The 13,446-nt window shown below is 72.2% G+C and carries 12 protein-coding genes; 5 read left to right on the top strand and 7 right to left on the bottom strand.

Features of this window, described 5'->3' with window-relative positions:
* Positions 1–645 (top strand): aromatic-ring hydroxylase C-terminal domain-containing protein (locus tag AOK18_RS21440; protein WP_478078848.1); only part of this gene is annotated, 645 nt, incomplete at its 5' end.
* A 20-nt stretch (positions 646–665) separates the two neighbouring features.
* Here the strand turns inward: AOK18_RS21440 and AOK18_RS21435 are convergent.
* Positions 666–1,640, bottom strand: a complete 975-nt coding sequence (locus tag AOK18_RS21435; RefSeq protein ID WP_055573174.1) for a hypothetical protein — start codon at positions 1,638–1,640, stop codon at positions 666–668.
* 245 nt (positions 1,641–1,885) lie between these two features.
* Positions 1,886–3,331 (bottom strand): glyceraldehyde-3-phosphate dehydrogenase, encoded by a 1,446-nt coding sequence (locus AOK18_RS21430; protein ID WP_055695406.1) that lies wholly within the window; start codon positions 3,329–3,331, stop codon positions 1,886–1,888.
* Between the two features lie 267 nt (positions 3,332–3,598).
* Between AOK18_RS21430 and AOK18_RS21425 the strand changes: the two genes are divergently transcribed.
* A complete protein-coding gene (locus AOK18_RS21425) occupies positions 3,599–4,000 on the top strand; it encodes an SseB family protein (protein ID WP_055573172.1) in 402 nt (133 codons plus the stop codon).
* Positions 4,001–4,087: 87 nt separating this feature from the next.
* Here AOK18_RS21425 and AOK18_RS21420 read toward each other — a convergent pair whose 3' ends face one another.
* The 5 genes from AOK18_RS21420 to AOK18_RS21400 all read right to left on the bottom strand — a co-directional run bounded on the left by AOK18_RS21420 (position 4,088) and on the right by AOK18_RS21400 (position 8,785).
* Positions 4,088–4,477, bottom strand: a complete 390-nt coding sequence (locus tag AOK18_RS21420; protein ID WP_055573171.1) for a MarR family winged helix-turn-helix transcriptional regulator — start codon at positions 4,475–4,477, stop codon at positions 4,088–4,090.
* Between the two features lie 87 nt (positions 4,478–4,564).
* Positions 4,565–5,596, bottom strand: a complete 1,032-nt coding sequence (locus tag AOK18_RS21415; RefSeq protein ID WP_055573170.1) for a LacI family DNA-binding transcriptional regulator — start codon at positions 5,594–5,596, stop codon at positions 4,565–4,567.
* Positions 5,593–6,498: a carbohydrate ABC transporter permease gene (locus tag AOK18_RS21410; protein WP_055695405.1), complete on the bottom strand. Its 906-nt coding sequence runs from the start codon at positions 6,496–6,498 to the stop codon at positions 5,593–5,595. The genes AOK18_RS21415 and AOK18_RS21410 overlap by 4 nt, the downstream gene beginning before the upstream one ends.
* Complete coding sequence (locus AOK18_RS21405; protein WP_206281577.1) at positions 6,495–7,472, bottom strand: carbohydrate ABC transporter permease; 978 nt, start codon at positions 7,470–7,472, stop codon at positions 6,495–6,497. The genes AOK18_RS21410 and AOK18_RS21405 overlap by 4 nt, the downstream gene beginning before the upstream one ends.
* Complete coding sequence (locus tag AOK18_RS21400) at positions 7,469–8,785, bottom strand: ABC transporter substrate-binding protein (protein ID WP_055695404.1); 1,317 nt, start codon at positions 8,783–8,785, stop codon at positions 7,469–7,471. The genes AOK18_RS21405 and AOK18_RS21400 overlap by 4 nt, the downstream gene beginning before the upstream one ends.
* Before the next feature lie 215 nt (positions 8,786–9,000).
* Here AOK18_RS21400 and AOK18_RS21395 point away from each other — a divergent pair, with 215 nt between their 5' ends.
* The 3 genes from AOK18_RS21395 to AOK18_RS21385 all read left to right on the top strand — a co-directional run bounded on the left by AOK18_RS21395 (position 9,001) and on the right by AOK18_RS21385 (position 13,193).
* A complete protein-coding gene (locus AOK18_RS21395) occupies positions 9,001–11,022 on the top strand; it encodes a beta-galactosidase (RefSeq protein WP_055695403.1) in 2,022 nt (673 codons plus the stop codon).
* Positions 11,023–11,135: 113 nt separating this feature from the next.
* Positions 11,136–12,713, top strand: a complete 1,578-nt coding sequence (locus AOK18_RS21390) for a glycoside hydrolase family 53 protein (RefSeq protein WP_055695402.1) — start codon at positions 11,136–11,138, stop codon at positions 12,711–12,713.
* A gap of 222 nt (positions 12,714–12,935) precedes the next feature.
* Positions 12,936–13,193: a winged helix-turn-helix domain-containing protein gene (locus AOK18_RS21385; protein WP_055695407.1), complete on the top strand. Its 258-nt coding sequence runs from the start codon at positions 12,936–12,938 to the stop codon at positions 13,191–13,193.
* Positions 13,194–13,446: the final 253 nt, after the last annotated feature.

Below are 13,446 nucleotides of genomic sequence, written 5' to 3'. Positions count from 1 at the left end.
GCCGCCGTGCACGGCGGCTGGGCGGGCCCCGGACTGCTGGAGTCCTACGACGCCGAGCGCCGGCCGGTCGCCGAGGCGACCAGCGCCCGCGCCTCGAACCGCTCGGCCGAGCACAGCCACCCCGGCTACACGCCCGCGGCGGGCGCCGGCGGCAAGGGGCCGAAGGGCGGAATCCTCAACGTGGCGCTGGGCTACCGCTATCCCCGCGGCGCGGTCGTCGGCGGCGACCCGGCGGCGCCGGTCGTCCCGGAGGGCCTGCGGCTGACGGGGGAGCCGGGCACCCGGGCCCCCCACCTGTGGCTGGACCGCGACGGCGTCCGCGTCTCCACCCTCGACCTGTACGAGCGGTCCCTGGTGCTGCTGACCGGCGACTCCGGCGGCGCCCCCTGGCACACCGCCGCGGCGCAGGCGGCGCAGCGGCTGCGGGTGCCCCTCGACGCCTACCGGATCGGCACCGGCCCCGCCGCGGACCTGACGCCGGGCGACGACGTGGACTGGGCCGGGGCCCACGGCGTCACCGGGGACGGCGCGGTCCTGGTCCGCCCCGACGGATTCGTGGCGTGGCGCTCCGAAGGGGCCGCGGCGGACCCCGCGACGGCGCTGCGGGAGGCCGTCGCGGACGTCCTGGCCCGGGAACGGGACTGACGACGCGCGGCGGGGCGGCGTCAGGCTCCTCCGACGCCCCCCTGCCGCCCCCGCTCCGCCTTGGCCCGGTGCTGTTCGAACCGCTGGACCGCGGGCCCGTCGTCGTTCCACGGCCACGGGGTCACCGTGCCCTGGAGCGCCTCGAACACGTGGTTGGCGTCGACGGCCCGGCCGGCCGCGCACAGCGCGTACGCCAGGACGTTCAGGTCCGCCTGGGCCGCCGCGTGCTGGAAGAACCCCGGCTTCGCCCAGAGGGAGGCGGCCTGTTCCAGCGCGGCCGCGATCTGCCCGCCCTCCCACAGCTGACCGGCCGTCATGGCCCGGACGCCGCCCTGCGCCACCAGCCCCTGGTACTGCCGGACGGCCGCGGTCAGCTCGATCGCGGCGCACGGCGCGTTGGCCGGTATCCGGGGGCGCACCACGTCGATGAAGTCGAGGACGGCCGCGCTCGAACCGCCTTCCTCCGGCGAGAGGTGGGCGAGCATCTGCAAGTAGGCCTCGCGGTGCCAGCGGTCGCGTCCGGTGGCCTCCCGCCAGATGGCGTTGACCTCGCTCTGCGGATACCGCTCGAGGCGGGCCATGCCGAGCAGGGCCACCCAGGGCAGCGGATCCGCCGGCTTCAGCTCCGCGGCCCGGTGGCACTGGGTCACCAGCTGCGCCGCGTCGTCCAGGTGCCTGTCCCGCAGGCCGCGCATCAGACCGACCCAGGAATGGAACACCAGGGCGTCGGGGTTCTTCGGTTCCCTGGCCAGCCAGGCCGAGGCCAGGTCGGACTTCGATTCGGCCGTCTCCCCGGCCAGCACGGTCACCCGGTGGCCGCGCCGGTCCCAGTCGTCCCCGGTCTCCTCCAGGAAGGCCGCGACGAGGGTCACCTCCGTGGACTTGACGTTCCCGCCGCGTTTGCTCACCTGCCGCAGGACGCGCGCGAGGGCGGCGTCGTCGAGGGCGGGGACGAGACGGGGACGTTTACCGGTACGACTGCTGAAGAGCGACATGCCCGCAGACTAGGAACTGTTTCGGGTCCGGCAACCGGTACGACCCGATCGTTACCGATCCGGACCTCAGCGTGACGCGGTTCGGGCATGCCGAGGGCGGCCGGGGGCCCGAACAGGCCCCCGGCCCCTGCTGTCCGGGGGAACGATGCGGTCCGAGGGGGCGGCGCACCGGTTCGCCGGCCCGCCCCCTCGTGCTCTTCCGTCGGTGTGCCCCGCCTTCCTGCCTGCCTGCCGTGCCCGGCCGGTCAGGGAGCCGGTGCCGGGAAGGTCGGGTACTCCACGCCGGAGACGTACTGGACGACCCGGACCACCTGGCAGGAGTAGCCGAACTCGTTGTCGTACCAGAGGTACAGGATCGCGTTGTCGCCCTCGACCTTGAGGGCGCCGGCGTCGACGATCGAGGCGTGCCGCGAGCCGATGAAGTCGCTGGAGACCGCGTCGGGTGCGCTGATGAAGTCGATCTGGCGCTTCAGCGGCGAGGTGAGCGACACCTCGCGGAGGTACTCGAGCACCTCCGCGCGGTCGGCCGCGCGGCCCAGCTGGAGGTTGAGGATCGCGATGGAGACGTCCGGCACCGGGACCCGGATCGAGCTGCCGGTGATCGTCGCGTCGAGGTCGGGCAGCGCCTTGGCGACGGCGGAGGCGGCGCCCGTCTCGGTGATCACCATGTTCAGCGGCGCGGAACGGCCGCGGCGCTCGGACTTGTGGTAGTTGTCCAGCAGGTTCTGGTCGTTGGTGAACGAGTGGACGGTCTCCACGTGGCCGCGCAGCACACCGTACTCGTCCGCCATCGCCTTGAGCGGCGGGACGATCGCGTTGGTGGTGCAGGAGGCGCAGGAGATGATCTGCTCGTCCGGCTTGAGGGTGTCGTGGTTGACGCCGTGCACGATGTTGGGCACGTCGCCCTTGCCGGGCGCGGTCAGCACGACCTTGTCGACGCCGGGGCGCAGGTGCTGCGAGAGGCCCTCGCGGTCGCGCCACTTGCCGGTGTTGTCGATGAGGATGGCGTTCTTGATGCCGTACGCCGTGTAGTCGAGCTGCGAGGGGTCGTCGGCGTAGATCACCTTGATGGTGTTGCCGTTGGCGACGATCGTGCTGTTCGCCTCGTCCACGGTGATCGTGCCCTGGAACTGGCCGTGCACGGAGTCGCGGCGCAGCAGGGAGGCGCGCTTGACGATGTCCTGCTCGCCGCCCCGGCGGACCACGACGGCGCGCAGCCGCAGGCCGTTTCCGGAGCCGGACTTCTCGATGAGCAGGCGGGCGAGGAGCCGGCCGATGCGGCCGAAGCCGTAGAGGACGACGTCGCGCGGCTCACGGCGGTCGATCTTGTGGGTGCCGGTGGCCCCGGCCACGGCCTCGGCGGTGAACTCCGCCACCGACAGTCCGCGGTCGTCGGTCCGGTAGGTCGAGGCGAGGAGACCGAGGTCGATCTGGGAGGGACCGAGGTCGAGTGCGGTGAGTGTCTGGAGGAAGGGCAGCGTCTCGGTGACCGACAGCTCCCGGCCGGAGATCTGGCGGGCGAAGCGGTGGGTCTTGAGGATCGAGACCACCGACTTGTTCACCAGGGAGCGGCTGTGCAGCAGGACGGTGACGTCCCGCTCGCGGTGCAGCTTCCCGATGATCGGGATCATCGACTCCGCGATCTCCTCGCGGTGCTTCCAGCTGGTGAACGAGTCTTCATTGACAGTCACAGGATTATCTTTCGAGCTAGGCGGCGCTCATATGATAACCATGCGGGTCAGAGGGCTTCGGGGGGGTCTCTCCTCCGGTCCGGAGGATTGCGGTCCGTGCGATCGGGTACGCGGGCAGGACCGTGCCCGGAGCGGATCCCGGTCCGATCGGCCGATCCGCCTTCTGCCGGTCCGCCGTCCGCGGATCGCTCGTCGCGGATCGCCGACGTCCGTCGCCGATTCCGTCCGGGGCGGGTCCGTACGACCGCCGCTACGAGGGAAACCGCCATGGAGACACCCGCGCACGAGAACAACGCCCCCACGTCCGCCCAGCGGGCTCTGGACGCTCTCGCCGAGAACACCCAGGACACGGCGGCGCTGGACGCCCTCGCCAACAGTGACGTGCTGATCCCCGTGCCCGACGACGCGGTCGACGAGGCCGCCGACCCCGGCGCGGTCGCGCTGCCGGTGATGGAGCAGCCGGACGGCCATCAGGTGGTGCCGGTGTTCACCTCGGAACTGGAGATGTCGGGGCTGCTGCCGTTCGTCTCCCGCTACCGCCTGGTGCCGCTCGGTGCGCTGGCCGCGCAGTGGCCCGCCGACGAGCTGTCCCTCACCATCGACGGCAGTTCGGAGCACCGCCTGACCCTGACCTCCGAGGGGGTGCGCACCCTGCTGGCCCGCCCCTAGGGGCGGGACTCCCCGTGAGGCTCGCGCTCGAGGTTCCGGCGCGAGCCGCACGGAAGGACCCGGCGTGCCGCGACCGCTCGGAGCGGGCTACCCGCCCAGGGCGCGGGCCAGGGCCGCGCGCTGCAGCGGCAGTACCTCGGCGTGCAGGTCGCGGCCCTTGCGGGTGAGCGTGACGTAGACGCCCCGCCGGTCCTCCCTGCAGAGGCTGCGGACGACCAGGCCGTCCCTCTCCAGCCGGGCGATGAGCCGGGACAGCGCGCTCTGGCTGAGGTGGACCCGCCCGCCCAGGTTCTGCACCCTGCACTGCTCGCCCTCCTCGGGCGGCGCGGTCGCGAGCAGGTCGAGCACCTCGAAGTCGGATGCGCCCAGACCGTGCGGATGCAGCGCGCGGTCGATCTCCCCGAGGGTGCGCGCGTGCACCGACAGGATCTCCCGCCACCGCTCCTCGAGCCGGATGCCGGCCGTCTCCGCTGCCATGGGTGAACGGTAACACTTGTTCGAGATTCAACTAGTCGGCGGACGGCTCACGGCACCCGCGCGGGCCCCCGTGGCCGGCACGCGCCCCTACGCCGACTCGCGCCTCACCAGTTCCGTCGGGAGGATCACCGTGGCCGGGTCCTCGCCGCTCACCTGGGCGAGCAGGACCCGCACCATCTCGGAGCTGATGCGGTCCCACGGCTGGCGGATCGTGGTCAGGCCGGGGCTGGTGGCGACGGCGGCCTGGGAGTCGTCGAAGCCGCCCACCGCCACGTCCTGGGGGACCCGGCGTCCCGCACGGCGCAGCGCCGTCAGCACGCCCTGCGCCATCAGGTCCGAGGCGACGAACACGGCGTCCATGTCCGGAGCGCCGGCCAGCAGCCGCTCCGCCCCCGCCTCGCCGCTGGCCCTGCTGTAGTCGCCGGAGACGATGAGCCGCTCGTCGATCCCGATGCCGGCCTCGGCGAGCACCTCCTTGTACCCGGCGAGGCGCTCCACGCCGCCCGGGGTGTCCAGCGGGCCGGTCACCACGCCCACCCTGCGCCGGCCCAGCCCCAGCAGATGGCGCACCATGTCACGGGCGCCGTCCCGGTCGTCCGCGGCCACGTAGCTCACCTTGGACCCCAGCCCGATCGGCTTGCCGCACGCGACCAGCGGCACGCCCGCGGCCCGCAGTTCCTCGGCCACCGGATCGCCCGAGTGGCTGGAGACCAGCAGCACCCCGTCGACGTGCCCGGCGGTGATGTACCGCACTATGCGCCGCCGTTCCGCCTGGGTACCGGCGATCATCAGCAGCAGTGGAATGTCGTGCGCGGCCAGCGCCTGCGTGCAGCCGCGCAGCAGGACGTTGAAGTTGGGGTCCTCGAAGAACCGCTCCTGGGGTTCCGTCAGCAGGAAGCCCACCGAGTCGGACCGGCCGGTGATCAGCGAGCGGGCGTGCCGGTTCACCACGTAACCCGTCCTGCGGATCGCCGCGTTGACCGCCTCCGCCGCGGACGGGCTGACGTAGTGGCCGCCGTTGAGCACGCGTGAGACGGTGCCGCGCGAGACACCGGCCTCACGCGCCACGTCGTGGATCGTCGGCGGCCTGCGCCTGCCCCCGGTGTTGCTCATGGTCATGACTTTACGGCCCCGGACAGCAGATCCAGGTTCCAGAACCGCTGGATCACCAGGAAGAGCGCGACCAGCGGGAACACCGCGAGGAACGCGCCGGTGATCACCAGGGTGTACAGCGCCGGGGTGTTGGCGCCCTGTTCGAGGAGCGTGTGCAGACCGAGCGTGATCGGGAACTTCTCGTCGTCGCTGAGCATGATGTACGGCAGCAGGAAGTTGTTCCAGATCGCGACGAACTGGAACAGGAAGACCGTCACCAGTCCGGGCAGCATCATCGGCAGCGCGACCCGGGTGAAGATCCGCCACTCGCCCGCCCCGTCCATCCGCCCGGCCTCCACCACGTCCGGCGGCACCGACGCCGCGGCGTAGATCCGCGCCAGGTAGACGCCGTACGGGGAGAGGATCTGCGGCAGCAGCACGGACAGGTAGGAGTCCGTGAGGTCCGCCCGGGCCAGCAGCAGGTACTGCGGGACGGCGAGGATCACCGGCGGCATCAGCACACCCGCGAGCAGCACGTTGAACAGCGTCTCGCGGCCCCGGAAGCGGTAGACCGCCAGCGCGTAGCCGCTGACCGCCGACACGCACGTCGACAGCAGGGCGCCGACGCCGGCGTACAGGGCGGAGTTGCCCATCCACTTCCAGTAGACGCCGTCGCGGTAGGCGTTCAGGTCCGCGAGGTTCTCGGTCAGGCCGGTGCCGGGCCAGAACGTGAACGTGGAGAACAGTTCGTTGCCGGATTTGGTCGACGCGATGACCACCCAGGCCACCGGCAGCAGGCAGTACAGCGCGCCGAGCAGCAGTGTCAGGGTGGGGACCAGGGCGACGCGGCGGGGCCGTGCCGGACCCCGGCCGGTGCCCGGGTCGGTGCCGGCCACGGGCTCGGCCTTGCTCAGGGCCACGGAACTCATCGGGCCGCCTCCTGCTTGTTGCGTCGGTTCGCGGCCCGCAGGAAGCCGAAGGAGAGCACCAGGGTGGCGAGCGCGATGAGGGTGGCCTGGGCGGCGGCCGAGTGGATGTCGCCGTTGCCGAAGGCGTCCTGGTACACCTTCATCAGCGGACTCCAGGTGGTGGAGACGGAGTTGGTGAGCGGCTTCAGCGTGGTGGGTTCGTTGAACACCTGGAGGGTCGCGATGACCGAGAAGAAGAAGGTGAGCACCAGTGACGGCGCGACCATCGGGATCTTGATCCTCAGCGCGATCTGCAGGGGGGTGGCGCCGTCCAGCTTCGCCGCCTCGTACACCTCGGCCGGAACGGCCCGCAGCGCGGTGTAGATGACGATCATGTTGAAGCCGGTGCCGCCCCACACCGCGATGTTCGACAGGGCGAGGAACAGCGGACCACCGTCCAGCAGGTCCGGCTGCGGCAGGCCGAACCGGTCGAGCACGAAGTGGAACGGGCTGACGTCGGGCAGGTACAGGAAGCCCCACAGCAGTGCCGCGATCACGCCGGGCACGGCGTACGGCAGGAAGATCGCGAGCCGGGTGAAGGGCGCGAGCCGCACCCTCTCGGAGTCCAGCATCAGCGCGAACACCAGGGCGAGTCCCAGCATCACCGGCACCACGATGCAGCCGTAGCCGAGCACGCGCAGCGCACCGTCCAGCAGCTCGCCGTCAAAGAGGGCGTCGGTGTAGTTCTCCAGGCCGGCCCAGACCTCCGTGCGGGCGCCCGCGCCCAGGCCGAGCCCGGACACCCGCACCTTGCGGAAGCTGAGCCAGACCGCGTACCCGATGGGCAGCGCGAAGAAGAGCAGGAAGAGGACCGTCGCGGGGACCAGGAAGAAGAAGGGGGCGCTCCGGGTGCGCCTCGGTGCGAAGGTGCGGGAAGGGCGGGCGTACGGGGCTCCTCCGGCCCCGTACGCCTTCCCGCGTGCCGGGGACGTCACGGCGCGACCTCGAAGCCCTGCTTCTCCAGGTCGGCGACCGTGTCCCGCTGCACGGCCTCCACGGCGGCGACGAAGCCGGACTTCTTCTTCGCCGCGGCGCCGAAGGCGTCCTTGAACGCCGTGTACGCCACGTTGACGTTCGGGCCCCAGGCGGACGGCGCGGTGGTCTGCGCGATCTCGGCGGCCTTCTCGTAGAAGTCGGGCTGGTTCGAGAAGTACTCCGGCGGGGTGGTGAAGGCGCCGCTGAGCTGGGCGGAGGTGGAGGCGGGGTAGATGCCGCTCTCCTTCGCCAGCGCGTTCAGGGCGTCGCCGTCGGTGTTCAGCCAGACGGCGAACTTCGCGGCGGCCTCCTTGTGGCCGGAGTCCGTGGTGACGCCGGTGGAGGAGCCGCCCCAGCTGCCGGTGCGGTTCTCGCCCTCGCTCCACTGAGGGAGCGGGGCCATGGCCCACTTGCCCTCGGTGTCGGGCGCGGCCGTGCTCAGGGTGCCCGGCGCCCACACGGCGCTGACCCACGCGATCTGCCGGCCGGTGTTGAGCGCCTTGTTCCAGGCGGGTGTGTACATCGGCTGGTTGTCGATCGCGCCCTCCTCGACCAGGCCGCCCCAGAACTCGGCGACCTTCCTGGTCGCCCCGTCGGAGATGCCGACCTTCCACCGGTCGCCCGAGGTGCTCCACCACCGCGCGCCGGCCTGCTGGGCCAGGCCCGCGAACAGGCCCGAGTCGTTGGCGGAGAACGTGGTCAGGTCCGTCTCCGGGGACTTCTTCTTGAGCTCGCGCGCGGTGTCCGCGAACTCGTCCCAGGTCGTCGGCACGGTCAGGCCGTACTTCTTGAACAGGTCCTCGCGGTAGTAGAACATCATCGGCCCGATGTCCTGCGGGACCGCGTACACCGCGTCGGTGCCGAGCGTGGTCTGCTGCCAGACGCCGTCCGCGAACTCGTCCTGCGCGTCGCCCACGTCCTGCGAGATGTCGGCGAGCGCGTCGTTGCTGACCAGAGTGGGCAGCGCCTGGTACTCCGCCTGCACCAGGTCGGGGGCCTTGCCCGCCTTGTGCGCGGTGAGGATCTTGGTGACCAGCGTGTCGCCGGACGCCTGCTTCTTCACCGTGACCTTGATCTGCTCCTTCTTGCCGGGACCCTCGTTCCACAGGTCCACGACCTTGTCCATGCCCGGCGCCCAGGTCCAGTACGTCAGTGAGACCGGACCGGACCGGGCCCCGCCGTCGTCCGACGAGCCGCACGCGGCCAGCGTGGTGGCGCCGAGCGTGACCGCCATGGCGGAACTCACGAGGCGACGGTGCTTCGTGTATCGCATGGAACTCTCCCCTGACCTGGGCCCCCGCCGCTCGCGAAGGCCTGCTGCCCCGGCCGCGCACGGCTCGTACCGTGGCTCCGCTGCTCTGTGAGCGTTCACAGTAGAGAAACATCCCAGACGCTTGTCAATGGTCGTTGCCGTGCGGTTATGTTGGATCCACGCCACTGAAGGCGTGTGTGTACGTTCCCAGAAGATCGACGTATCGGAGACCATCCATGCCGGAGACCACCCCCCTGGGCCTCACCGGGCTCGCCTTCGGCGGGGACTACAACCCCGAGCAGTGGCCGGAAAGCGTCTGGACCGAGGACGTCCGGCTGATGCGCGAGGCCGGGGTCACCATGGTGAGCGTCGGCATCTTCTCCTGGGCCCTGCTCGAACCCGAGCCCGGCGTCCACGACTTCGGCTGGCTCGACCGGGTCCTGGACCTGCTGCACGAGAACGGCATCCGCGCCGACCTCGGTACGCCCACCGTCGTGCCGCCCGTCTGGTTCTACCGGGCCCACCCCGAGGCGCTGCCGGTGACCGCGGAAGGGGTGCGCTACGAGTTCGGCTCGCGCGGCGCCATCTGCCACAGCAACCCCGACTACCGCGCCGCCGCCGCGGACATCACCACCCGGCTCGCCGAGCGGTACGGGAGCCACCCCGCGCTCGCGATGTGGCACGTCCACAACGAGTACGGCGTCCCCGTCTCCGCCTGCTACTGCGACGGGTGCGCCGCGCACTTCCGCCGCTGGCTCGCCCGCACCCACGGCACCGTCGAGGCCGTCAACGAGGCCTGGGGCACCGCCTTCTGGGGCCAGCGCTACACGGACTTCGAGCAGATCAACCCGCCCCGGGTCACCCCCACCGTCGGCAACCCGGGCCAGGCCCTGGACTACCGGCGGTTCGCCGACGCGACCGTGCGGGAGAACTTCACCGCGGAGCGGGACATCCTGCACCGCCTCTCACCCGGCGTCCCGGTCACCACCAACTTCATGACGGCCCTCAGCCAGTGCGACTCCATGGACTACTGGGCCTGGGGCCGCGAGGTCGACTTCGTCACCAACGACCACTACCTGATCACCGACGGCCGCCGCACCCACGTGAACCTGGCGATGTCCGCCGACCTCACCCGGTCCGTCGCCGGCGGCGCCCCCTGGCTGCTGCTCGAGCACTCCACCTCGGGCGTCAACTGGCAGCCCCGCAACCCCGCCAAGGCGCCCGGCCAGATGGCCCGCAACTCCCTCGCGCACGTGGCCCGCGGTTCCGAGGGCGCCATGTTCTTCCAGTGGCGCCAGTCCAGGCGCGGCGCGGAGAAGTTCCACTCGGCGATGCTCCCGCACGGCGGCACGGACACCCGCGTCTGGCGCGAGGTCGTCGAACTCGGCGCGCACGCCGACGCGCTGAAGTCCCTGCGCGGCACCCGCACCGAGGCCGACGTCGCCGTGCTGTGGGACTGGCACTCCTGGTGGGCGCAGAACCTCGACTGGCGCCCCACCGAGGACCACGACGCCCGCGAACGCGCCGACGCCTTCTACGAGGCGCTCTACGACCGCCACCTCACCGTCGACTTCGCCCACCCGGAAGCCGACCTGTCGCGCTACCCCCTGATCGTCGTCCCCGCCCTGTACCTGATGACCGAGGCGGCGGGGAACAACCTCAGGGAGTACGTCGAGCGGGGAGGCACCCTCGTCGTCTCGTACTTCTCCGGCATCGTCGACGAACACGACGCCGTGCACGAGGGCGCCCACCCGGGAGCCCTGCGGGACGTCCTGGGCCTGACCGTCGAGGAGTTCTCGCCGCTCGGCGCCGGCGACCGGGTGCGCCTGACCGGCCCCGGCGGCTGCGAACTCGGCGCCGACGTGTGGTCCGAGTTCGTGGTGCCGCGCGGCGCGGAGACCGTCTGGACCTACGCCGACGGCCTCGCCGCGGGCCGCCCCGCCGTCACCCGCCACCGCCTCGGCGAGGGCAGCGCCTGGTACGTCTCCACCCGCCTGGGCGCCGAGGGACTGGACACCCTGCTCGGCCGGGCCGCCCAGGACGCGGGGATCGCCCCGCGCGCCGAGCTGCCCCGCGACGTCGAAGTGGTGCGCCGCACCGGGGAGTCCGGCACCTTCCTGTTCGTGATCAACCACACCGCCGGCGACACCGAGGTGCCGCTGGACACCCCCGGCACCGAGCTGCTGACGGGTGAACGCGCCACGGGCCGCCTGGCGGTCCCGGCCGGAGCCGTCCGGGTCGTCCGGCTCGACGGCTGAGCCACGACTCCCCTCCGCCCGCGCGAGCAGCGCGGCCGCGGGCGGAGGGAGGCCCCCGCCCCGCACGGGCGGGGGCAGCTCCCCTCCCCACGTCGAAGGGACGACGGACACCGATGTTCCATCCCAGACGCACGCGCACACGGACACGCATCCTCCGGGCCCTGCTGCTGCCGCTCACCGCGGGGCTGGTCCTCACCGCCCTGCCCGACCGGACCGCGACGGCGGCGAGCACCCTCACCAACGGCGGCTTCGAGACCGGCGGTTCGGGGACCGCGACCCCGGCCGGCTGGTCGGAGCACGGCGCCACCGGCGCCTCGTACACCGAGTCCGGCGGCCGCGACGGCGGCCACCGCCTGTCCCACTGGTCGTCCTCCGCCTACAAGGTGGAGACGTACCAGCACCTGTCGGGCCTGCCCGACGGCGACCACAGACTCACCGCCTGGGTCCGCTCCGGCGGCGGCCAGAACGCCGCCCACCTCGCCCTGAAGAACTGCGGCGGCGCCGAACAGCGCACCGCTCTGCCGGTGTCCGCGAGCGACTGGATACGGATCGTCGTGCCCGTCAGGGTGACGAACAACCGGTGCACGGTCAGCGTCACCAGCGACGCGAACGCGGGCGACTGGATCAACGTCGACGACCTGTCCCTCACCCCGGGCACCGCCGGCCTGGCGGTCAGGGGCACCGACGTCTCGTCCCTGCCCAAGAGCGAGGACCGGGGCGGCGTCTACCGGACCGCCTCCGGCACCGCCGGCGACGGCCTCGCCATCCTGCGCTCGGCCGGCATGAACTACGCCCGCCTGAAGGTCTGGGTGGACCCGGCCGACGGCTACAACGACAAGGCGCGCCTCCTCGCCACGGCGAAGCGCGTCAAGGACCGGGGCATGAAGCTGCTGGTCGACTTCCACTACTCGGACACCTGGGCCGACCCCGGCAGGCAGACCAAGCCCGCCGCCTGGGCCGGACACTCCTACGGCCGGCTGAGGACGGACGTCTACCGGCACACGTACGACGTCCTGGACGCCCTCGAGGCGCAGGGCACCACCGCGGACATGGTCCAGGTCGGCAACGAGATCAACGGCGGCATGCTCTGGGACGAGGGGTCCACCGACAACTGGACGCAGCTCGCCGGCCTGCTCAACTCCGGCTACGACGCCGTCAAGGCGGTCGACCCGTCCACGACCGTCGCACTGCACCTCGCCGAGGGAGGCGACCTCGACGGGACCCGCCGGTGGTTCGACAACGCGGTCTCCCGGGGCGTGAGGTTCGACGCCATCGGCCTGTCGTACTACGGCTACTGGCACGGCACGCTCCACGACTTCCAGACCACCCTGGACGACGCCGCCGCCCGCTACGGCAAACCGGTCTTCCTCGCCGAGACGGCCTACCCGTTCCGCCTCGACAGCGAGGACGCGCACGAGAACATCATCGACCTCCCCGGGGAACTGGTCCCCGGCTACCCGGCGACCCCGGCGGGCCAGACCCGGTGGATGAACGACGTGGCGAGCATCGTGGAGGCCGTTCCGAACGGACGGGGCCTCGGCGTCTTCGCCTGGGAGGCCACCTGGACCGCCCGCGCCGGCAACGGCTGGGACCCGGCCGACCCGTCCTCCGGCAACGGCTGGGAGAACCAGGCGCTGTTCGGCTACGACGACCGGGCGCTGCCCGCGATGTCGTGGTTCGGGCACCGGTGAGCCGGTGAGTTCCTGACCCGGGCCGCCGGCCGCCGTGCCCGCGCAGCGGCGGGCGCACCCGGGCCGGTGCGTCGCCCGGCCGCCCCCGTCCACCGGGCCGGCCGTCCCGGCACCGGAGCGGGCCCGCCGTCCCGGCAGGGGCGCCGGAGCGCCTGACACGGGGGCGCCGGCTGCGGGACAGTGGAAGGGCCCGGAGCGGACACCGGGGTGGAGGCGGACGACATGATCAGGACTCCCGACGACGGGACACGGCTGCGCATCCTCGCCTGGCTGAGGGAACCCGGCCGTGCCGAACACGGCGCCACCGCGGAGGCCGTCGCCGACCGGTTCGGCATGACCCGCCCGGTCGCCCTCACCCACCTCCGGCTGCTCACCGCCGTCGGCCTGCTGCGCGCCGACGGCGCCGCCGGCCGCACGTACCACCGGTGCGACGAGGTACGGACCGCCGAGGTCGCGCGGATGTTCGAGAAGGGCTGGTAGCGCACACGGCCCGGGTTCCTCCCGACCGGGGGCGTTAGGGTGGGGCCCGGCCGCGAGCACGTCCCGCGGCGCGGTGGTGGGGCCCGCCGTACCCGAACCGCGGAACCGCCGCCGACGGTCCCTCCTCGTGAAGACGCGCGCCCGCACGTCCCGGGCCGCTCGACGAGTAGGAGACGTACGCCCGTGGCACCCCTGCCCACCGAGACCCTCCGCGCACGCCCCTCCCCGCGCGCGCACGCCCCGGTCCTCGCCG

It is taken from the genome of Streptomyces prasinopilosus (assembly GCF_001419695.1).
Lineage (GTDB): Bacteria > Actinomycetota > Actinomycetes > Streptomycetales > Streptomycetaceae > Streptomyces > Streptomyces prasinopilosus.
Note: the sequence above shows the minus strand (reverse complement) of the source record. Positions and strands in the feature narration are given on the sequence as shown.